Origin of the sequence: Parvibaculum sp. (genome assembly GCF_035325945.1) — a bacterium.
In the GTDB taxonomy this organism is placed as follows: domain Bacteria; phylum Pseudomonadota; class Alphaproteobacteria; order Parvibaculales; family Parvibaculaceae; genus Parvibaculum.
The window spans coordinates 16,865-37,619 of the sequence record NZ_DAOKYX010000027.1 but is presented as its reverse complement, the minus strand read 5'-3'; the positions used below and the strand labels follow the sequence as shown (position 1 = coordinate 37,619).

Genomic DNA, 20,755 nt, shown 5'->3' with positions numbered 1-20,755 from the left:
TGGCCGGGCACCCAGCCTTGCGTCTTCGCGCCGGGTGCCGCTGGCGCGGGCGGCGGCCCTTCGCTCTTGCGCGTCGGCACGAAGCCGTAACGGCTCCAATGGCCGGGCACGACACGGCTCGGCGCCTCCACTCCGGGCGTCTTGAATACCGGCGCTTTCGATTGCGGCGCGTTGAGCGGCGGCGGCGCGGCTGGCGTTGCCGGCTCCCACGGGAATTCAGCTGCGCGGGCAGGCCCCGCTACGGCTGAACAAGCCGCAACGGCGATGGCGGCGCCGAGAGCGATGATGGCCTTCCTGTCCATGAGCCTCATATGGGAGATGCCGCGCGCCATCGCCAGTGCGCGTTGAGCGCGCTGCCCCGATCCGATAAGGTCCGCCGCGGAATTACGGAGAGACGCCCGGAGAGACGCCATGACGATCGACAGAACCAGCTATTCCCTGCCCGTCGCGCGCATGGTGGCGGATTTGCGCGCCGAAATCGCCGCATGGCGCAAGGCGGGGCTGAAGATCGCTCTCGTCCCCACCATGGGCGCGCTGCATGAAGGGCACCTCTCGCTCGTCGACCTCGCCAGGACGAAGGCCGACCGCGTCATCGTCTCCATCTTCGTCAATCCGACGCAGTTCGCGCCGCATGAAGACCTCGACGCCTATCCGCGCACCGAGAAGGCCGACGCGGAAAGGCTCGCAGGCCGCGCCGACCTCATCTTCGCGCCTTCCGCCGCCGAGATGTACCCGACGGGCTTCTCGACCAAAGTATCGGTGGCAGGCGTTTCCGAACCGCTCGAAGGCCAGTTCCGCCCGACCCATTTCGCAGGCGTCGCCACTGTCGTCTCGAAGCTCCTCCTCCAGTCGCTTCCCGACATCGCCTGCTTCGGCGAGAAGGACTGGCAGCAGCTTCAGGTGATCCGCCGCATGGTCGCCGATCTCGACATTCCGGTCGAAATCGTCGGCGGCGCCATCATGCGCGAGGCGGACGGCCTCGCCATGTCGTCACGCAACGTCTATCTCTCGTCGGAGGAGCGCAAGGCCGCGGGCCAGCTCAACGTGATCCTGCGCGAGACGGCGGAGAAGATCGCGAAAGGCGCGATCATTCCCGACGCGACGCGCGAAGGCGCGGACCGCATCCGCGCGCTTGGCTTCGACCATGTCGATTATCTCGAAGTGCGCGACGCATCCTCGCTCGCGTCGTTCCCGAGCGGCCGCGTCACGGCGCCTGCGCGCATCCTCGTCGCGGCCAAGATCGGCCGTACGCGGCTCATCGACAACATGCCGGTCTAGAGCAGGCCCAGTTCCTCGAGTTCCCGCCGCATCGCTTCGGGCATCTCGTCCGTCTCGTCGCCCTCACTGCTTTTCACATCGGCAGGCGCGTCGGCGGCTGGCAGATAGCGCCAGCCCTGAAAGGGCCGCCTTTCGCGGCGGCGCGTCAGCACGATCTCGGGATCGAGAACAAGACCGCAGCGCTTCACGCCCTCCCCGTCGACAAAAGGCTCGATGCCGAGAAGCCGCTGGCGGCAGCGGATGAAGCCCTTCATCACCCAGTAGAGCGAACCGCCGTCGAGCAGTTCGTCCGCGCGGGTCGGCACCATGCGCGTGACATGCGCGAGCACCTGCGGCTCCTTGCGCCTGCGCTTTTCGGCAAGCCGCTCCTGCTGCCAGCTCCGCAAATCCTCGACGTCGTCAGCGCCGACACAAAGCTTGATCAGATGAAGCGTCACGCCCAATCACTCCCGCGATTGGAAGCCATCAGGCTCCCTGGAACATCTCGACCGCGAGCGCTGTCGCCTCGCCGCCGCCGATGCAGAGCGAGGCCACGCCGCGCTTGCCGCCCTTCTGCTTCAACGCATTGAGAAGCGTCACAACGATCCGCGCGCCCGATGCGCCGATCGGATGGCCGAGCGCGCAGGCGCCGCCATAGACATTCATGTTGTCATGGGCAAGGCCAAGCTCGTGCATCGCCGCCATGGCGACGACGGCAAAAGCCTCGTTGATCTCATAGAGATCGACATCGCTGCTCGTCCAACCCGTCCGCTCAAGGAGCTTGTTGATCGCGCCGACGGGCGCGGTGGTGAACCAGGCCGGCGCCTGCGCATGCGCCGCATGGCCACGGATCGCGGCGATGGGCTGAAGCCCGCGCCTCTCCGCTTCCGAAAGGCGCATCATCACCAGCGCCGCCGCGCCGTCCGAAATCGAACTCGAATTCGCCGCAGTCACCGAACCGTCTTTTGCGAAGGCGGGCTTCAGCGTCGGTATCTTCGCGGGATCGGCCTTGAGCGGCTGTTCGTCCTCGGTGATCTCGACCTCGCCCTTCCTGCCCTTCACCGACACGGGCACGATTTCAGGAGCGAAGCTCCCATTGGCAATCGCGTCTTTCGCGCGCGCAAGCGAGGCCGTCGCATAGGCATCCTGCGCCTCGCGCGAGAACTGATAGTGCCGCGCCGTCTCCTCGGCATAAGTCCCCATGAGCCGGCCTTCATAGGCATCCTCCAGCCCGTCGAGGAACATGTGGTCCTTGACCTCGCCATGGCCGAGGCGGTAGCCGCCGCGCGCTCTGGTGAGGAGATATGGCGCGTTGGTCATGCTCTCCATGCCGCCCGCCACGATGACATCGCCATGACCGAGCGCCAGCGCATCCGCGCCGAGCATGATCGCCTTCATGCCCGATCCGCAAACCTTGCTCACCGTGGTGCAGGGCGTCGACTGATCGAGCCCGCCAAGCAGCGCCGCCTGCCGCGCCGGGGCCTGCTTCGCGCCCGCGCTGAGCACGCAGCCCATCAGCACCTCATCGACGGAGCCGGATGGAAGCCCCGCCCTCTCGACCGCCGCCCGAACGGCGATGGCCCCAAGCTCCGGCCCGCTCAGGCTCGCAAGATCGCCCTGGAATCCTCCCATCGGCGTTCGCGCGGCGCTGACGATGACAACAGGATCGGCGGCATGAGCTGATTTGGCCATTTTATCCTCGGGGCTAAGATGCGGAACCAAAATGGGCTGGGTGGGGATTCGCAACCTAGCTCAAAACAAAGGAATGGGGGAGCTTCGCGTGAATTTTCTGCATGATATGGACTGGGTGCTGCCGCTGCGAAGCGACGCGGCGACGCATCTCGCCAATGCCTTCACCTGGCTTGGCTACACCAATTTCTTTCTGATCGCCCTGCCGCTCGCCTACTGGCTCTGGGATCGAGAGCGCGCCACGCGCCTCACCATCCTCATCGCCATCACGGCGGTCATCAATGGCTGGCTGAAGGACCTCTGGCAGGACCCGCGCCCGGACGAGAAATACTGGCTCGACGAGCGCGTCACGGGCTCCTATGGCCGCCCCAGCGGCCATGCGCAGGTCGCGGCGGCAATGTGGCTCTGGCTCGCCTATGAGCTGCGCCGCCCCTGGGCATGGGGCGCGGCGCTCGTCATCGTCGCTGGCGTCAGCCTGAGCCGCCTCTATCTCGGCGTGCATGATCCCGACGACGTGCTGACCGGCATCGGGCTCGGCCTTGCCGGCATTTTCATCTTCGCCTGGCTCTTGTCGCCGACCTTCGACGTCGCGCGCAGATGGCCGGCCGCGCTCCACCTCGCGATCATCGCGCTTGCGGCCGTGGTGCTGTTCTACACATGGCCGAATGGGGAAAAGCCAGACGCGACGCTCACCGTCCTCGCCCTCCTCTTCGGCTGGGTCGCTGGCGCGGACATGGACCGGCGGCTTGCACCCGAGGCGCCCGTTCTGCCTGCCTGGTGGCTGCGCATCGTCATGGGCGTCGCCGGTGTCGTCGCGCTCTTCCTGCTGCGCGACGCGCTCATGAAGGCCGCCGCAACGCTCGCGCTCGACGCCAGCATCGCCGGCTATGGCATCGGCGCCTTCCTGGGCTTCTACATGACCGCCATCGCGCCAATGGCCTTCAGGCTCGTCCGGCTCGTCAAATAGCGAAACGGGGCGCGGGCGGCAGCCGCCGCCTGCGCCCTCCGCCTAGCGCTTCTCGATGACGAGGCTCTGCACGGCGCGGCCGAAATAGCCCTGCTCATCGGCAAGGCGGCCCGCCGCGATGCCGACGCCATCCGTCCCAAGCCATGCCTCGGCGTCGAGCAGTATCCACTCGCCCACCGGCATCCGCGCGAGGTTGATCGACAGATCGCCGTTGAGGAAGGTCCAGCTCCGGTCGAGCACGGACGAAACGCCGTTGCAGAAATCGGAGACGGCGGCCGCGCGCATCAGCGCAGAATTGCCCTCCCCTTCGACGATCGGCCGGTTGAGCCGGAACCAGCAGGCCGCCGGTCCGCCCGCGCCGAGAAGGCCGAAACTGCCTCGGGCATTCCGCACATCGAGCCCGGAGATGAAGCCGCTGCTCATGCGAACCGCCTCGTCGATGGGCGGCGATTGCAAAGGCCCCGGCACGCTCACGGGCTGATCGGTCAGCCCGGAGAGTTCCGCATAGTCGCCCGCGCGAATCTTGAGCGCGCTTGCCCGCACGACCTCCTTGCCGCCCGCCAGAAGGCTCGCGGCGCAAAGCTGGATCTTGCGGCCCTCGCGCACGACTTCCGTCCGCACCTCGAGATCACCGAGCGGAACCGGGCGCAACAGATCGAAGGTGAGCCGCGCCACCTGCATGGGCACGGCGGTCGGGATGCGCTCGATCGCCCAGGCGAGAAGCGACGACGGCGCGCCGCCATGCTGCATCGAAGGGTCCCATGGGCCCGCGGCATGAGTGCGCGCATGCGCAATCGCGCCATCAACCTTGAAAACAGATTCCATGGGATCAGGCCGTTTCGTTGAAGAGTTCGCGGCCGATCAGCATACGGCGGATTTCGCTCGTGCCCGCGCCGATTTCATAGAGCTTCGCATCGCGCAGCAGGCGGCCCGTCGGATAATCGTTGATGTAACCGTTGCCGCCCAGCGTCTGGATCGCCTCGAGCGCCATCCATGTCGCCTTCTCGGCCGCATAAAGGATCGCGCCCGCGGCGTCCTTTCGCGTCGTCTGCCCGCGGTCGCAGGCTTTCGCCACGGCATAGACATAGGCACGGCAGGCATTCATCGTCGAATACATGTCGGCAAGCTTGCCCTGCATGAGCTGGAACGTGCCGATGGGCTCTCCGAACTGCTTGCGCTCATGCACATAGGGCACGACCACATCCATGCAGGCCTGCATGATGCCGAGCGGCCCGGCGGCGAGCACGGCGCGCTCATAGTCGAGGCCCGACATCAGCACGCGCACGCCTTCATTGACCTTGCCGAGAATGTTCTCCTCCGGCACCTCGCAATCCTCGAAGACGAGTTCGGCCGTGTTCGAGCCGCGCATGCCGAGCTTGTCGAGCTTCTGCGCAGGCGAGAAGCCCTTGAACGACTTCTCGATGATGAAGGGCGTGATGCCCTTCGGCCCCGCAGTGGGATCGGTCTTCGCATAGACGATCAGCGTCTCCGCGTCGGGACCGTTGGTGATCCACATCTTATTGCCGTTGAGAATGTAGCGGTCGCCCTTCTTCTCGGCCTTGAGCCGCATGGAGACGACGTCTGACCCCGCGCCCGGCTCCGACATGGCGAGCGCGCCGACATGCTCGCCCGAAATGAGCTTCGGCAGATATCTGCGCTTCTGCGCTTCGGTGCCCCAGCGGCGAAGCTGGTTCACGCAGAGATTGGAGTGCGCGCCATAGGAAAGACCGACGCTCGCCGAACCGCGGCTGATCTCCTCCATCGCGACGACATGCTCGAGATAGCCGAGCCCCGCGCCGCCGAACTCTTCCTCGACCGTGATGCCGAGCAGGCCGAGATTTCCAAGCTCTGGCCAGAGATCGCGCGGAAAGCTGTTGGTGCGGTCGATCTCGGCGGCGCGCGGCGCGATCCTGTCGGCGGTGAAGGAGCGCACCGTGTCGCGGATCATGTCGGCCGTTTCGCCGAGATCGAAATCGAGTGACTGGAAATCATTGGCAACCATGTCGAACGCTTCTCTTGTTATTTGTCAGGCGAATAGATGTCGACGACATCGGACTGGGTGAAGACCGTATAGACGCCAGCGCCGGGGCTGCCGCCGATAACGAAAAGCCGGCCATGCGCAACGGCGGCAACCGCCGCATGGCGCGGCGTCGGCAGCGGCGCCGCGCGGCCCCATGCGCCACCTTTCGCATCTAGCACGAAATGATCGGCATAGCTGCGCGGCGGCGAAAGGCTCTCGCCGCCCGTGACATGTATCCGGCCATCGAGAACGGCAGCCACATGCCCCTCGCGCGGCGAGGGCAATGCAGGGCCCGGCCGCCATGTCTGCCGCGCCGTATCGAAAATGTCGACGCGCGGCGTGGCCGCTTTGCCCTCGTGCCCGCCGATCACATAAATCTCGTCTCCGATGACGGCGAGCGCAAGGTCCGAACGGGGCGCAGGCATGGACGCCGCCGCGACGGCCCAGCGTTCGGTCTCCGGCGAATAGACGAAGACGCGGCCAGCGTCGGGCCCCTTGCCGCCGATCGCATAGAGTTTGCCGCCCGCTGCAGCGAGCCCCAGCGCCACGCGGCTCGACGGCATCGGCGCGCCGCTGATCCATGTGCCGACCGCCGGATCGAAAATCCAGAGATTGTCGCTCTCCTCCTCGATCCGCTCGTCGCGCGTGCCGCGCGCGGAATAACCGCCCGCCACATAGATCTTGCCGCCGCTGACCGCGATGCCGAATTGCTGAAGGCCGACGGGCAAGGCCGCCGCCGCCCGCCATATGTCGCCGACCGTGTCGTAGATTTCAGTCATGGAGCGCGGCCCCGAAATGCCGCCGCCGCCGATCACATAGAGATCGTCGCCCAGAAGCGCCGCACCCGCATAGGCGCGCGCCGTCGTCATGGGCGTGCCGTCCCGCCAGCCCTCCGCCGCCGCGCCGCCCGGCAGCAGGGCCGTGGCAGCCGCAATCAGGACTGCGCCGATCATCGCCAGGAGACGGCTGCGCGAATCGGGCTCACTCATTTTGTCCTCGAAGAATCTTCAGGAAACCTGCCGGAAGGAATGTTCAGCCGGAGTGTGCTCGATTTACCGGCATATCGCCAGCGGGCGAATGCCCCGCATGGGCCAGCCGGAAGCGCCTGAACAAATGAACCTGCGCAAATGAAAAAGCCGGCTGCCCGAGGGGCCAGCCGGCTTTTCATCATTCGTAGCTTACTTCATTCCCTGGACATGGTGCGGTCGAGAAGACTCGAACTTCCACGGGTTGCCCCACAGCGACCTCAACGCTGCGCGTCTACCAATTCCGCCACGACCGCGCATGTCTCAAGGACGCGCCGATGTAACAAATCCCTCACCGGACCTCAAGCTGCAAATTCATGTTTCGGCACGGGAATCTGTTTCAGGCTCAAATTCCGTCGCCATCCGTGTTGACCGGAAGGTGAATTCCGCACTCGTCCTTGTCGCGGCCAGCCCAGCGCCCGTCGCGATAGCTGCCGCCTTCGGGCACCCGCTCGGTGCAGGGCATGCAACCGATGGAGAGATAGCCGTCCTTCACCAGCGGATGGCGCGGCAGCCGGTGCGCGTCCGTGTAGCGCTCAAGTTCCTCCTGCCCCCAGAAGCTGAGCGGATTGATCTTGAAGCGCGTGCCAGTGGCGCTGCCGGGCTCGCCCGTGCCGCGAACGGCCTCCTCCTCGATCGGCTCCATGCTCGCCCGCGCATTCGTCTGGAAGCGCTTGCGGCCCGTGATCGATGCCTCGAAGCCCTTCAGGGCGCGTTCGAGCGGCAGAACCTTGCGGATGAAGCAGCAGGCATCGGGATCGGAGTTCCAAAGTCCGCCATTGGGGTCCTGGCGGGCGAGATCGCCCGGATGAGGGCCAGCCGCGCGTATGTCGGTGAGGCCGAGCCGCTCCTGCAGCCGGTCGCGATAGCGCAGCGTCTCGCCGAAGAGCTTGCCCGTATTGAGGAAGATGACCGGCGTCGTCGGGTCGATCTCCGCCACCATATGCAGCAGCACGACCGATTCCGCGCCGAAGGACGAAACGACCGCGATCTTGCCCGCAAATTCGGTCTTGATCATCGCTTCGAGAAGAGCCTGGCCCGAAAGCCCCGCATAAAGCTCGCGCAAGCGCCCGAGCCGGGGCGAAAGCCGGGTATCGGTGTCCATTACCGCCGCGCGCGCCTCATGGTTGATCTGAACGATGGTCATGGGAGCCAGCCTTCTTCCCTGATATACGCCTCGGTCCGCTGCCCGATCTCTGCAAGGCCGAGCCCTTCGGCCCGCCAGCCCTCCCGCCTTTCGGCGAGTTTTTCGATTCGTCCGGACCATTCCGGCCCGAACAACCCTTCCAGGTGCCGCCTGAGGCGCCTTGCGAGGCCGGGTGAGCGGCCTCCGGTCGAAACCGTCAGGAGGAGATCACCCCGCCTGACGATGGAGGGGACATGGAAGTCGCACAGCGCCTTCCTGTCCTCCGTATTCACGAATCGCCCCAGCCTGCGGGCCGTGGCGGCAAACCCTGCCGCTTCCTCGTCCGCAAGCCCGGCAATGAACACGAGCCCTGCGGCTTCCAGCGCCTCCGCGGAGGGCCGGGCGCCCATGAGCCTGTCACCAGCGCGCGCCCGGAGGTCCACTCCCGGCGCGGCCGAATAAACCGCCACGGACGAGGCCCCGGCGGCGTCCAGAAGCTCCAGCCGCTTCAACGCGGCCTCGCCCTCGCCGATGAGCACGACATGAAGCGCGCCGACATCGAGCACGATTGGAAGCATCTGATCTCCTGACGGGGACTGTGGAGGCGGTGGACACACTGCCTCGACGGCACGCCTGATCGAATTTCCATAGAAATAAGCCAAGCGGCGGAATAGTTCAATATCTACTCGTATTATATATATTTATACAAAATATGATCGTATAAATACAAAAAAGGGCCCGCGAAGGGGCCCTGTTCCGCTGATTGCCGGGTAGGTTCAGTTGGTCAGCGTCGAGGTAATGGAGATGGCAATCTTCTCCCCTTGCACGATAATCTCGCCACGCGCGATCGGCACGTTGTTGGCGAGGAGCCAGACCTCGTCCTCATGGCCGGCGTTGAGTTCGATGACGGCGCCGCGGCCCATCTTCAGCAGTTGCTGGATCGGCAGGCTCGTCCGCCCCAGAACGACCGAGATTTCGACAAAGACGTTATTGACGGCATTCATGCCCGCCCCCACCTGGCCTCACGCGGCTTCAACTCTTGAGAAAGGTCGCATGTTAGAGTTACGCCATGGTTAAGAACGCAATGCACGAGGCCGCCGCGCCTGCCCGGCCGACCGCCCGCCCCGTCGAATGGCGCATCTCGGATGCGCCCGTCCCCTATGAGGCCGCCGTGGCGGAAATGGAGGCGCGCGCCGCCGCCATCGCCGAAGGCGAGGCGCCGGAACTCGTCTGGCTGCTCGAACACCCCCCGCTCTATACGGCAGGCACGAGCGCCGATGAAAAGGACCTCCTCGCGCCCGATCGCTTCCCGGTCTATCGCACCGGGCGCGGCGGGCAATACACCTATCACGGCCCCGGGCAGCGCGTGGCCTATGTCATGCTCGACCTGAAACGCCGCACGCCCGACGTGCGCAAATTCGTGGGCGATCTCGAAGCGTGGCTGATCGCGACGCTTGCGCAGTTCAACGTGAAGGGCGAATTGCGCGAGGGCCGCGTCGGCGTCTGGGTGCGCCGCCCCGACAAGGGGCCGGGCCGCGAGGACAAGATCGCGGCCATCGGCGTGCGGATCAGGAAATGGGTGACGTTCCACGGGATCAGCCTCAACGTCGACCCGGACCTCGATCACTTCTCGGGCATCGTTCCCTGCGGCATCAGCCAGTATGGCGTGACGAGCCTCGCCGATCTCGGCATCACCGCCAGCATGAGCGACGTCGACATGGCGCTGCGCGCGACATTCGACGACATCTTCGCCACGCCGCCCTAGAGCGTGCGCGCGCGCCCTGCGAGCACCAGCGCGCCGACGCCGAAGGTCACGGCCGCCAGCCAGACGAAGCCGCCAAAGGCCGGAAGCGAAATGCCGATCCAGAGGAGGAGCGTCGCGAGCGCGACGCCGATGATGAGCCGCGCCGATCCCTTGTCGGCAAGCGTCATCCTGCCCGAGAGAAGCGCGCCGAGCACCATGATCGCGACCACGAGCCCTGCAAGCACGCCGAGCGGCCAGAGCAGAATGACGATGAAGGCAAGCGGCAGGCCGACAATGGTGACGGCGGAAATGATGGCGAGTATGGGCGTGCCGATCAGCCAGATGAGCCCGATGAGAAAGGCAAGCGCCGGCTGAGCGGACGCGGCCTCGCGCAATCTGAGCGCCGAGGCTGGCGCAGCCAGAGCGACGACACCCGCGATGAAGCCGAAGAGAATGGCGCCCGGCCAGGAAAGCCTGTAGCCGGGCATCCTCCAACGATCGGGCCGTTCGACGAAATAGGGCCGATAAGGCTCGCTCCTCACCGTCTCGTCCCAGACCTTCGAGCGCATATTGCCGGCGATGCGCGCGCCCGCGTCGATCTCGGCGGGCATGGCCGCGTAGTAGTTCACATTGCCGTCGATGCGCGCATCGGGCCCGAAGGCGATACGCACGCCATAGAAGCTCACATCGCCCTTCACATGGCCGTTGATGAGCGCATCCTGCGCACGGATCGAAAGCTCGCCGCCGATCTCGCCTTCGACGGCGACACGGCGCGCGGCGATCCACACATCCCTTTTGATATTGGTTTCCCGGCCGAGAGAGACGATCTCGCCCGTTGCCGTCAGCGAGCCCGCCACCTCGCGGGTGACGCTGATGTCGCGCCCGGCGAGAAACAGCGTGTCATCAACCTGCCATTCGACGCCGCCCTGCGCCCCCGATACTCCGGCCTCGGCCCTGACGCTCGCGGCCCGCACGGGCGCAACCGAAAGAGCGACCATCGCCAGTGTGAACAGGACTGAGAGAATTCGGACGCGCATGGAGCCTCCTTCGCCGCAGACCGCGAAATATCAGGCTCGCCGCAATATGGCAGTGTGTCAACGGAGCTTTTGGCGCGCCTCCGCCCCTCATGGCCGGGCTCGAGGCACGGGCCATGAGGGCACGGAAAGCGATCCTATTCGAAGCTGAATTCCATGATGACGGCATCGACGGCGAGGCTGTCGCCGGGCTTCGCTTCGATCGCCGCAACGGTGCAATCGCGTTCGGCGCGGAGAATGTTCTCCATCTTCATCGCCTCGACGATGGCGAGCGGCTCGCCGGCCTTCACCTCCTGGCCGACTTCCACCGCGATTGACTTCACGAGGCCGGGCATCGGGCAGAGGAGATATTTGGACGTGTCCGCCGCGACCTTCTCGGGCATGAGCAGGTAAAGCTTGTGCGCGAGCGGCGTGCGGACGGCCGCATGCACGGTCGCGCCGCGATAGCGGAACACATAGCCCTTCTTCGCCCTGTCGAGCTGCACGACGATGGCCTCGCCATCGACAGTGCCGGAGAAAATGGGCTTGCCCGGCGTCCAGTCGCTGGCGACGACGTGGCGGCCGAGCTGCGTCGTGCCTTCGTCGTCGAGAAGCGTGACCTCGACGCCAGCATCCCCATCGCCGGAGATCATGGCGCGCTGCACCCAGTCGCCGACGGTCACCACCCATTCGTGCGGCAACTGACGCGGCCGGCCGGGCAGCTGCCCGCTGATCGCCACCGCCCGCTCTGCGTGGATCTTGTTGATGAAGACCGCGATGGCCGCGATCTGCGCCTTGCGCGCCGGCGCCAGCTCGACGCCGTGGAAACCTTCGGGGAATTCCTCGGCGATGAAGCCCGTGGTGATGTTGCCCGAGCGGAAGCGCGGATGCTCCATGATCGCGCCGAGGAACGGAATGTTGTGCTGAATGCCCTCGATGCGGAACTGATCGAGCGCGACCGACATGTGGTCGATGGCGCTGATGCGATCCGGCCCGTGCGTGCAGAGCTTGGCGATCATCGGATCGTAATAGATCGAGATTTCGCCGCCCTCATAGACGCCCGTATCGTTGCGAATGGTGAGCCCGTTCTCCGTGCCTTCCGCAGGCGGCTGATAGCGCACGAGGCGCCCCGTCGACGGCAGGAAGTTGCGATAGGGATCTTCCGCATAGATGCGGCTTTCCATCGCCCAGCCGTTGATCTTCACGTCCTCTTGCCTGAGCGAGAGCTTCTCGCCCGCCGCAACGCGGATCATCTGCTCCACAAGGTCGATGCCGGTGATAAGCTCCGTCACCGGATGTTCGACCTGAAGTCGCGTATTCATTTCGAGGAAGTAGAAGTTGCGGTCCTTGTCGACGATGAATTCGACAGTGCCCGCGCTTTCGTAATTCACGGCCTTGGCGAGCGCCACCGCCTGCTCGCCCATGGCCTTGCGCGTCTTCTCGTCGAGGAAGGGCGACGGCGCCTCTTCGATGACTTTCTGATTGCGGCGCTGGATCGAACATTCGCGCTCGAGCACATAGATGGCATTGCCATGCTTGTCGCCGAGCACCTGAATTTCAATGTGGCGCGGCTGCGTCACGAACTTCTCGATGAAGACGCGATCATCGCCGAAGCTCGACAGCGCTTCCGACTTGGAGGCGGCGAAGCCTTCCGCCACTTCCTTCTCGGACCAGGCGATGCGCATGCCCTTGCCGCCGCCGCCCGCCGAGGCCTTGATCATCACCGGATAGCCGATGTCGTTGGCGATCTTCACCGCTTCCTTCGCATCGGCGATGACGCCGAGAAAACCCGGAACCGTGCTCACCTTGGCGGCATTGGCGAATTTCTTCGACTCGATCTTGTCGCCCATCGCCTCGATGGCCTTGATGTTCGGCCCGATGAAGGCGATGCCCGCTTCCTTGAGCGCGATGGCGAATTTCGGATTCTCGGAGAGGAAGCCATAGCCCGGATGAACGGCCTCGGCGCCCGTCTTCTTGCATGCCTCGATAATCTTCTCGATCACGAGATAGGACTGGGCGGCGGCCGGCGCACCGATATGCACGGCCTCGTCCGCCATCTCCACATGCAGCGCGTCCTTGTCGGCGTCGGAATAGACGGCAACGGTCTTGATGCCCATCTTGCGCGCCGTCTTGATGACGCGGCAGGCAATCTCGCCTCGGTTGGCGATCAGGATTTTCTTGAACATGGGATCGCCCTCAAAGCGGGATGTTATTGTGCTTCTTCCACGGGGTCTCGACCTCCTTGTCGCGCAGGAGAGCGAGCGCCCGAGCGACGCGGACCCGCGTCGAGTGCGGCATGATCACCTCGTCGATATAGCCGCGTTCGGCCGCCACGAACGGATTGAGGAAGCGGTCCTCGTAAGCCTTCGTATGCGCGGCGATCTTTTCCGGGTCGCCGAGATCCTGACGATGAATGATCTCCACCGCGCCCTTCGCACCCATCACCGCGATTTCGGCCGTCGGCCAGGCATAGTTGAGATCGCCGCGGATGTGCTTCGACGACATGACGTCATAGGCGCCGCCATAGGCCTTGCGCGTGATGACCGTGATTTTCGGCACCGTCGCTTCCGTATAGGCGAAGAGCAGCTTCGCGCCGTGCTTGATGAGCCCGCCATATTCCTGCGCCGTGCCCGGCAGGAAGCCCGGCACGTCGACGAAGGTGACGATCGGAATGTTGAAGCAATCGCAGAAGCGCACGAAGCGCGCCGCCTTGCGGCTCGCATCCGAGTCGAGCACGCCCGCAAGCACCATCGGCTGGTTCGCCACGATGCCGACCGTGCGGCCCTCGATGCGAGCAAAGCCGGTGATGATGTTCTTCGCGAAGCTTTCCTGCAGCTCGAAGAAATCGCCCTCGTCCACGACCTTGAGCACCAGCTCCTTCATGTCGTAGGGCATGTTCGGGTTGGCCGGGATCAGCGTGTCGAGCGACATCTCGATGCGCTTCGCATCGTCGAAATAGGGGCGCTCCGGAACATCGTCGCGGTTCGACGACGGAAGGAAATCGATGAGGCGGCGGATCTGGCCGAGCGTGACGACGTCATTGTCCCATGCGCCATCCGCGACCGAGGACTTCACCGTGTGAACGCTCGCGCCGCCAAGCTGCTCGGAAGTCACCGTTTCGTTCGTCACCGTCTTCACGACATCCGGACCCGTCACGAACATGTATGACGTGTCGCGCACCATGAAGATGAAGTCGGTCATGGCGGGCGAATAGACGTCGCCGCCCGCGCATGGGCCCATGATGACCGAGATCTGAGGGATGACGCCGGAGGCGATCACGTTGCGCGTGAACACTTCGCCATAGCCGCCCAGCGCGTCGACGCCTTCCTGAATGCGCGCGCCGCCCGCATCGAAAAGGCCGATGATGGGGGCGCCGGTCTTCAGCGCCATGTCCTGCACCTTCGTCATCTTCTTCGCATGCGCGCGGGAGAGCGACCCGCCGAACACGGTGAAGTCCTTGACGAAGACATAGACGGGGCGGCCATTGACCGTGCCCCAGCCGGTGACGACGCCATCGCCGGGGATCTTCTGCTTCTCCATGCCAAAGTCCTGGCAATCATGCTCGACGAACATGTCGAACTCCTCGAAGGAGCCCTCGTCGAGAAGAAGCTCGATGCGCTCGCGCGCCGTGAGCTTGCCGCGCGCATGCTGAGCGTCGATGCGCTTCTGCCCACCGCCGAGCCGGGCGATCTGCCTGCGCTCCTCAAGCTGGCGAATAATCTCTTTCATTCCGCCCCCTGAAGCCCATGAGCCAACCGGGATGTGGCCGGGCATAATCGATATGAAGGTTACCGGACATGGGCCCTGTTTCAGGCTCGCCCCGGCAGGATGCATGGGGGTTCAATACCACCCAAAACGCCATTTTGCCAATGGCTTGCAACTCGATTCCGGCGGCGGGAACTTACGTAGCGTCAGAAAGGAGATCGAGGAAGCGGGCCGTATCGGCAAGCTCCTGGCGCCGCGTGGCGAGGCGCGCGGCCTCCTCCTCGTCCTCGCCGCAAAGCTCCATCTGCCAGGCTTCGTCGACATGCGCGGCGTCGAAGGCCTGGCCCGCGTCTAGCCGCCCGTGGAGGAGCGCAAGCCCGATCACCGCCGAGCCCGTCAGCGTCACCGCGTTATGCAGCGCGGCAAGCTCGAAGGCATCGGCATCCGCGATGGCCGCCCTGAGCGCGGCGAGGGCCACGTCGTCCTGCACGACATGGACGATTGTCTCCGTCACCTTGAGTGCAGCGCCGAACTCGCGCGCCACCCATTCGACGAGCGGCGACCAGTGCGCCGCCTGCCGCCGGGCAAGCTCCACCGGATGATCGACGCGGTAGCAGACAAGGTCGCTCGAGGCGAATGCCACGACTTCATCGACGACCGCCTCGTGCCGCGACATCACGCGATCTATCGCGGTATTGGCGAGCTTCGTCAGCCACATGCCGCGCGGGTCGATCAGATCTCCCTGACGGTTCCATTCCTCCGCCATGGCGCGCGCCAGCGCCGCGCTCGGCACCACGAGCGGCACGCGGGCGGGCGTCTTGACACCGCGCCCGTCGAGCAGAACCGTGAAGCCGCCACCAAGGGGGGCAGCCGTCGCTTCCTTGTAGAAGCGCTTCGGCAGTGTACGGAGCGCATTGCGCCCCGGATGCTCGACCTGCTCGTCGAGCGGCCTGTTGCGTCCCAGCTCCGAAAGGAGAGGCGCGAAAATGGAATCCTCGTCACTCATACTCATACGCTCACTTGCCGAAGAGCCCGCCGATACCCTTGCCGATGCTTTCCACCGCGCCGCCGACACCCTTGGCCGCGCCTTCAGCGGCGCCGCCGACCGCGCTGCCCACGCCCTTGACGGCGCCGGTGACGCCGCCCGATTCCTGCGCGGCGCTGGCGGCGAGCCTGGCGCAGCCGCCCGATCCCGCAGCGCCCTCATTGCCCGTGCTCATCAGCGGGAGAAGCACGCCGACGCCGCCCGTGAGCGCCACGCCGCCCGCCGCCGTCGCAAGGCCGAGCGCGGCACCTTCCTTGTCGATGCCGGCCGATGGCGCGCTGAGCGGCCCGGAAACGCGGATCGGAAAGGCGAGGCTCGCAAGGCTCGCATTCTTGGGCTTCGGCTTCAGCAGCAGGTCGATCTGCTCAGAGCCGAGATTGATCGTCCCGCTGCCGGTCGTGACGAGGCTGTCCGTTTCGACGGCCAGCGCCTTCGACGTGCCGACGCCGCCCCGAAACTCGAACGCGCTGAGGGCGCAGACGAGCTTCGCGGTTTCGCCGCTCTGCCCGGTCGGGATGATCGCCTTGGCGAGATCGTTGGAGACGATCGCGAACATCTTGGAATTGATGGTCCCCTCGCCCACGGCGAGATTTGTCTCGCCGGAAAGGCTCGACGCGATGTCATGAAGCGAGCGGCCCTGCCCCTTGAGCTTTGCGGCGATGTCCGCCCGTGCCTGAAGCAGGTTGGTGACATCGAGATCGGTGAAGAGCTTGCCGATATTGAGCGAGGCCGTTTTCGCATCGAGCCCGACGCTCCGCGACCCTCCATTGGCCGTGAGCCCCACCCTGATCGGCGTGCCGAGATAGGCCATGGAAACCGGCGCATCGAGCGCGCCGTTATTGAGCTTGATCGGCAGCTTCACATCCGTGAGTTCGATCTTGCCGAATGTGAGCGAGGCAACGCTGATCGTGACATCGGCATTCGCCGCGTTGAGCTGATCGAGCGGCAGCGGGTCGCGGCTGAAGACTGGCCCGCCCTTGCCCTTGCCGCCCTTCGACGAGCCGCCCGCGGCAAGCGGCGTCAGATCGAGCTTCGGGCTCGACAGCGCGCCCACAATGCTCGGCTTCGGCCCGCCGAGGCCCACCGTCAGGTCGCCCTTGGCGCTCGTGCCGGAAACGGTGAGCGCGGCATTCTTCAGCGAGATTTCATTTGCGGACTGAAGAACGTCGGAATCGAAGGCGACTGTCGAGCCGTTCACATCGCCCTCCACGGTCGCGTGAAGCCCGGCCCCCTTGGCGGCGATATCAACCCTCTTGAAATTCGCCTGTGTCACCTTCTGCGTCTTGCCGTCGCGATAGGCGACCTTGAGATCGGTGATCGACACATCGGGCACGCCTGCAAGCGCCATCCCGCCTCCTTCGGCGGGAGCGGCCTGCGCGGGCGCGGCGGTACCGAACTCCCAGTTCCCCTTCCCGCTCCTGTCCGTCTCAATATAGATGTCGGCGCCCTTGAGAGTGACCTGCTTCAGCGCCACCTTGCCCTTGAGCAGCGGCAGCACCGCGATCTTGAGCCCGAGCCTGTCGGCCGTCACCATGTCGGGCCGCGTGCCCCAGGAGGCATTTGCGAAGCGCACCTTCTCGGCGACGAGTTCCGGCACGAGCGAAATGCCGATGTGAAGCGGGCCCTCGATCTTGAGGCTGCGGCCAGTCGCCTTCTGCGCCGCCGCCTCGATCTGTGGCCCGAAGCGGCCGAGATCGACGAAGCTCACGGCGACGAGCGCCGCGCCCAGAACGATAACGAGAAGTATCAGTAGGCGGCCGATCGTCCTCATCCGAATGTCTCCCCGGGTGCGGGCCGGCGCCACAAGCCTTCGAGCGCCGGCTGAAGCTCGCCGAAGCCCGACAAGACGCGCGACGCTCCGGCTTTTACGAGCATCTCGGGGGCATGATACCCCCAATCGACACCGAACGCATGAGTTCCGGCGGCCGACGCCATCTCCATGTCGAAAGAGGTATCCCCGACAAGCACCGTGTGGCCGGGGGCGACGCCCGCCTCGGCCATGGCACGTTGCAGCATCATCGGATGGGGCTTCGAGGGTGCATCGTCCGCCGTCTGAAGGGTGACGAAAAACCGGGCGAGGTCGTGCTTCTCCAGCGCCAGCCGCAAGCCTCTCTGCGACTTGCCCGTGGCAATGCCGAGCAGGACGTCGTCGCGCGCCGCGAGCGCCTCGACGGCTGCACGCGCGCCGGGATAGAGCGGCTCGGCAAGCTCGGGCCGCGCCCGCAAATGGTGAAATGCCTCCTTGTAGCCTTCGGTGACCGCGCGGCGAAGCCTCGGATCGGTTTCGGGCAGCAGCGCGAACAGCGCCTCGTCAAGCGAGAGGCCGACGATTGAAAGCACCGTTTCACGCGGCAGCGGCTCGAGCCCATGCGCCTCGAAGGCATGCGCCATCGCCGCCACGATCATGTGCTGGCTGTCGATCAGCGTACCGTCGCAATCGAACACGACGAGACGGAGCGTCATATCTCCAGCCCCTCGAAGGCATCTTTTGCGTCGCGCTCATCAAGGCCGAGAAGCGTCCAGCTCTTCTTCATGTGCGGCGGCAGCTCCGCCTCCACATAAAGCCGCTTGCCGCCATCGGGATGGGCGATGTCGAGCGAACGCGCATGGAGATGAAGCTGGCGCGGAATCTCGCCGCCCGGATGCGCCTTGACGCCGCCATACTTGCCATCGCCCACGATGGGCGCACCGATCGCCGCCGCGTGGGCGCGGATCTGGTGCGTGCGACCCGTCATCGGCATGAAGGCAACCCATGAGAATTTGTCGCTGACGGTCGCCACCACCGAATAATGGGTGACGGCATTTCGCGCATCCTCATCGCCCTCCTCCGCCGCGAAGACACGCTCCGCGCGCGGCCCGCCCTGTTTGGTGAGCGCAAGATTGATCGTGCCCCGCCGCGGCGACGGCACGCCGACGACCAGCGCCCAGTAGATCTTGCGCGCATCCTTCTGCTTGAACGAGCGGGCGAGCGCCGCAGCGGCGCGCGCGTTGCGCGCGAGCATGATGACGCCGGACGTGTCTCGATCGAGGCGGTGGACGAGGCGCGGCCGCTCCCTTGCCTCGAAGGTCAGCGCATCGAGCATGCCATCGAGATGCCGCTCCGTCTTCGTTCCGCCCTGAACGGCGAGGCCCGCCGGCTTGTTGAGCGCGAGGACGGATTTGTCCTTGTAGATGACCGTGCCGCGGATCATCTCCGCATCCTTGTCGCTCACCTCGCGCTCATAAACGGGCGCCGGCTGAAGCTCCGCGCCAAGTGGTGGTACACGGACGATCTGCCCCGCCGCGAGCCGCGCATTGGCCTTGGCGCGCGCGCCATCGACCCGCACCTGGCCGGTGCGAAGCAGCTTTTCGAGCCGCCCATGGGTGAGCGAGGGGAAGCGCCGCTTGAACCAGCGGTCGAGGCGGAGGCCATCTTCCTCTTCGCTCACATCGATCTGCGTAACCGCGCTCATGCGAGAACCGCCCTGACCGACCAGAGGCCGAGAAAAAGCATGAGGATCGAGCCCAGGACGGAAGCGGCAATGTAAAGGCCCGCTAATGCGACGTCGTGGCGCTCGAGCATGTTGCCGACATCGAGCGAGAAGGTCGAAAAGGTTGTGAAGCCGCCCAGAATTCCAGTCATGAGAAAGCTGCGCATCTCCGCCGACACGTTCAGCCGCAAGGCGAAAGCCTCCGCTGCCGCGCCCATGATGAAGCCGCCGATGAGATTCACGCCGAGCGTGCCCCACGGAAAATTCGGGCCGAGCAATCGCATGGCCTGAAGGTTGAAGAGATAACGCGCGACCGAGCCGATCGCGCCGCCGACAGCAACGGCGAAAATGCTGTTCACTTCGTCTTCTCCTCCCTCAGCCTCTGCCAATAGGCCAGCCGCTTGGCGATCTCGCGCTCGAAGCCGCGCTCGACCGGCTGGTAGAATTGCTGGCGCTCCATCTCGTCGGGAAAGTAATCCTGCCCCGAAAACCCCTCGGCCGTGTCGGGATCGTAGATGTATCCCTTGCCGTAGCCGAGTTCCTTCATCAGCCGCGTCGGCGCGTTGAGAATATGGGCGGGCGGATTGAGCGAGCCCGTTTCCTTCGCTGCCCGCCTCGCCGCGCCGAATGCGACGTAGCCGGCATTCGATTTCGGCGCCGTTGCGAGGTAGATGAGGGCTTGCGCTATGGCAAGCTCGCCCTCGGGCGACCCCAGAAAATCATAGGCTTCCTTCGCCGCGAGCGCCTGATGCAGCGCCTCCGGGTCGGCGAGGCCGATATCCTCCACCGCCATGCGCACCATGCGCCGCACGATATAAAGCGGGTCTTCCCCGCCTGCAAGCATGCGCGCCAGCCAGTAAAGCGCCGCATCGCAATCCGATCCGCGCACGGATTTGTGAAGCGCGCTGATGAGATTGTAGTGCCCTTCCCGGCCCTTGTCGTAGAGCGGCGCGCGCCGCTGCACGGCGCCGATGAGCGCGGCCGTATCCAGCGGCTCTTCGTTTCCGAGCGCCAGAACCTCCTCGGCGAGATTGAGCACATAGCGCCCGTCGCCATCCGCCATGGCGCGCAGCGCCGCCCGCGCGTCGTCATCGAGCGGCAGCTTGCGGCCGACATGCGCTTCGGCCCGCTGAAGCAGTCTTTCGAGCGCGGCATCGTCGAGCCGGTTGAGCACCAGCACCTGGGCGCGCGAGAGGAGCGCCGCATTGAGCTCGAAGGACGGGTTCTCCGTCGTGGCGCCGACCAGCGTCACCGTCCCGTCCTCCATGACGGGGAGGAAACTGTCCTGCTGCGTCCGGTTGAAGCGGTGTATCTCATCGACGAAGAGCAGCGTGCCCTTGCCCATGGCGCGCCTTCCGCGCGCCGCGTCGAACACTTTCTTGAGATCCGCGACGCCCGAGAAGATCGCCGACATGGGCTCGAAATGAAGCCCCACCTTGTCGGCCAGCAGCCGGGCGATGGTGGTCTTGCCGGTGCCGGGCGGGCCCCAGAGGATGATCGAGGACAGATGCCCCTTGGCCAGCATCCGGCCGAGCGGCCCCTTGGGCCCGATCAGGTGATCCTGGCCGACGACCTCGTCCAGCGTCAGCGGGCGCAGCCTGTCCGCCAGCGGGCGCGGCGCGCCCTCCTCAAGTCCCGCGGCTTCGAAAAGATTGCTCATGCGGAGCGGTCTAGCATGTTTTCGGCACGCCCTC

Annotated in this window: 20 protein-coding genes, 1 tRNA gene and 1 pseudogene; 3 read left to right on the top strand and 19 right to left on the bottom strand. The window is 65.4% G+C overall.

Annotation, left to right across the window (positions count from 1 at the left end):
- Positions 1-332 (bottom strand): annotated as a pseudogene (locus PKA57_RS12145) (hypothetical protein); the annotation flags it as partial.
- A 79-nt stretch (positions 333-411) separates the two neighbouring features.
- Between PKA57_RS12145 and panC the strand changes: the two are divergent.
- Complete coding sequence (gene panC / locus PKA57_RS12140) at positions 412-1,278, top strand: pantoate--beta-alanine ligase (protein WP_324300902.1); 867 nt, start codon at positions 412-414, stop codon at positions 1,276-1,278.
- On the opposite strand, the gene PKA57_RS12135 is transcribed toward panC, so the two are convergent.
- Positions 1,275-1,715: a DUF1489 domain-containing protein gene (locus PKA57_RS12135; protein WP_324300900.1), complete on the bottom strand. Its 441-nt coding sequence runs from the start codon at positions 1,713-1,715 to the stop codon at positions 1,275-1,277. The two genes, panC and PKA57_RS12135, sit on opposite strands and share 4 nt — an antisense overlap.
- Positions 1,716-1,743: 28 nt before the next feature.
- Entirely contained in the window at positions 1,744-2,949 is a 1,206-nt protein-coding gene (locus tag PKA57_RS12130) for an acetyl-CoA C-acyltransferase (protein ID WP_324300898.1), read from the bottom strand.
- Between the two features lie 88 nt (positions 2,950-3,037).
- Here PKA57_RS12130 and PKA57_RS12125 point away from each other — a divergent pair, with 88 nt between their 5' ends.
- The gene (locus PKA57_RS12125; protein ID WP_324300896.1) at positions 3,038-3,913 is read left to right on the top strand and encodes a phosphatase PAP2 family protein; all 876 of its coding nucleotides are present in this window, start codon (positions 3,038-3,040) and stop codon (positions 3,911-3,913) included.
- A 42-nt stretch (positions 3,914-3,955) separates the two neighbouring features.
- On the opposite strand, the gene PKA57_RS12120 is transcribed toward PKA57_RS12125, so the two are convergent.
- From PKA57_RS12120 to PKA57_RS12090, 7 genes are all read right to left on the bottom strand, one after another.
- On the bottom strand, positions 3,956-4,738 hold the full coding sequence (locus PKA57_RS12120) for a thioesterase family protein (protein WP_324300895.1): 783 nt from the start codon (positions 4,736-4,738) through the stop codon (positions 3,956-3,958).
- Positions 4,739-4,742: 4 nt separating this feature from the next.
- Complete coding sequence (locus PKA57_RS12115; protein ID WP_324300894.1) at positions 4,743-5,915, bottom strand: isovaleryl-CoA dehydrogenase; 1,173 nt, start codon at positions 5,913-5,915, stop codon at positions 4,743-4,745.
- Between the two features lie 17 nt (positions 5,916-5,932).
- Positions 5,933-6,922, bottom strand: coding sequence for a kelch repeat-containing protein (locus PKA57_RS12110; protein WP_324300893.1), 990 nt, complete (start codon positions 6,920-6,922; stop codon positions 5,933-5,935).
- Between the two features lie 208 nt (positions 6,923-7,130).
- Positions 7,131-7,215, bottom strand: a tRNA-Leu gene (locus tag PKA57_RS12105).
- A gap of 89 nt (positions 7,216-7,304) precedes the next feature.
- Positions 7,305-8,105 (bottom strand): phosphoadenylyl-sulfate reductase, encoded by an 801-nt coding sequence (locus tag PKA57_RS12100; RefSeq protein WP_324300892.1) that lies wholly within the window; start codon positions 8,103-8,105, stop codon positions 7,305-7,307.
- Positions 8,102-8,662: an NAD(P)-dependent oxidoreductase gene (locus tag PKA57_RS12095; RefSeq protein WP_324300890.1), complete on the bottom strand. Its 561-nt coding sequence runs from the start codon at positions 8,660-8,662 to the stop codon at positions 8,102-8,104. Before PKA57_RS12095 ends, PKA57_RS12100 begins: the two co-directional genes overlap by 4 nt.
- A gap of 198 nt (positions 8,663-8,860) precedes the next feature.
- Positions 8,861-9,088: a FliM/FliN family flagellar motor switch protein gene (locus PKA57_RS12090; protein WP_324300889.1), complete on the bottom strand. Its 228-nt coding sequence runs from the start codon at positions 9,086-9,088 to the stop codon at positions 8,861-8,863.
- Positions 9,089-9,153: 65 nt separating this feature from the next.
- Between PKA57_RS12090 and lipB the strand changes: the two genes are divergently transcribed.
- Positions 9,154-9,849, top strand: coding sequence for a lipoyl(octanoyl) transferase LipB (gene lipB, locus PKA57_RS12085; protein ID WP_324300888.1), 696 nt, complete (start codon positions 9,154-9,156; stop codon positions 9,847-9,849).
- On the opposite strand, the gene PKA57_RS12080 is transcribed toward lipB, so the two are convergent.
- The 9 genes from PKA57_RS12080 to PKA57_RS12040 all read right to left on the bottom strand — a co-directional run bounded on the left by PKA57_RS12080 (position 9,846) and on the right by PKA57_RS12040 (position 20,721).
- Positions 9,846-10,865 (bottom strand): hypothetical protein, encoded by a 1,020-nt coding sequence (locus PKA57_RS12080; RefSeq protein WP_324300887.1) that lies wholly within the window; start codon positions 10,863-10,865, stop codon positions 9,846-9,848. The two genes, lipB and PKA57_RS12080, sit on opposite strands and share 4 nt — an antisense overlap.
- Positions 10,866-10,999: 134 nt before the next feature.
- Complete coding sequence (locus PKA57_RS12075; RefSeq protein WP_324300886.1) at positions 11,000-13,027, bottom strand: acetyl/propionyl/methylcrotonyl-CoA carboxylase subunit alpha; 2,028 nt, start codon at positions 13,025-13,027, stop codon at positions 11,000-11,002.
- Positions 13,028-13,037: 10 nt separating this feature from the next.
- Entirely contained in the window at positions 13,038-14,570 is a 1,533-nt protein-coding gene (locus tag PKA57_RS12070; protein WP_324300885.1) for an acyl-CoA carboxylase subunit beta, read from the bottom strand.
- A 172-nt stretch (positions 14,571-14,742) separates the two neighbouring features.
- Complete coding sequence (locus PKA57_RS12065; protein ID WP_324300883.1) at positions 14,743-15,552, bottom strand: ATP12 family protein; 810 nt, start codon at positions 15,550-15,552, stop codon at positions 14,743-14,745.
- Positions 15,553-15,562: 10 nt separating this feature from the next.
- Positions 15,563-17,362 (bottom strand): AsmA family protein, encoded by a 1,800-nt coding sequence (locus PKA57_RS12060; RefSeq protein WP_324300880.1) that lies wholly within the window; start codon positions 17,360-17,362, stop codon positions 15,563-15,565.
- On the bottom strand, positions 17,359-18,054 hold the full coding sequence (locus PKA57_RS12055) for an HAD family hydrolase (RefSeq protein WP_324300878.1): 696 nt from the start codon (positions 18,052-18,054) through the stop codon (positions 17,359-17,361). The genes PKA57_RS12060 and PKA57_RS12055 overlap by 4 nt, the downstream gene beginning before the upstream one ends.
- Positions 18,051-19,043 (bottom strand): RluA family pseudouridine synthase, encoded by a 993-nt coding sequence (locus tag PKA57_RS12050; RefSeq protein ID WP_324300876.1) that lies wholly within the window; start codon positions 19,041-19,043, stop codon positions 18,051-18,053. The genes PKA57_RS12055 and PKA57_RS12050 overlap by 4 nt, the downstream gene beginning before the upstream one ends.
- Complete coding sequence (crcB, locus tag PKA57_RS12045; RefSeq protein WP_324300874.1) at positions 19,040-19,420, bottom strand: fluoride efflux transporter CrcB; 381 nt, start codon at positions 19,418-19,420, stop codon at positions 19,040-19,042. Before crcB ends, PKA57_RS12050 begins: the two co-directional genes overlap by 4 nt.
- Positions 19,417-20,721 (bottom strand): replication-associated recombination protein A, encoded by a 1,305-nt coding sequence (locus tag PKA57_RS12040; RefSeq protein ID WP_324300872.1) that lies wholly within the window; start codon positions 20,719-20,721, stop codon positions 19,417-19,419. The genes crcB and PKA57_RS12040 overlap by 4 nt, the downstream gene beginning before the upstream one ends.
- Between the last annotated feature and the right edge of the window lie 34 nt (positions 20,722-20,755).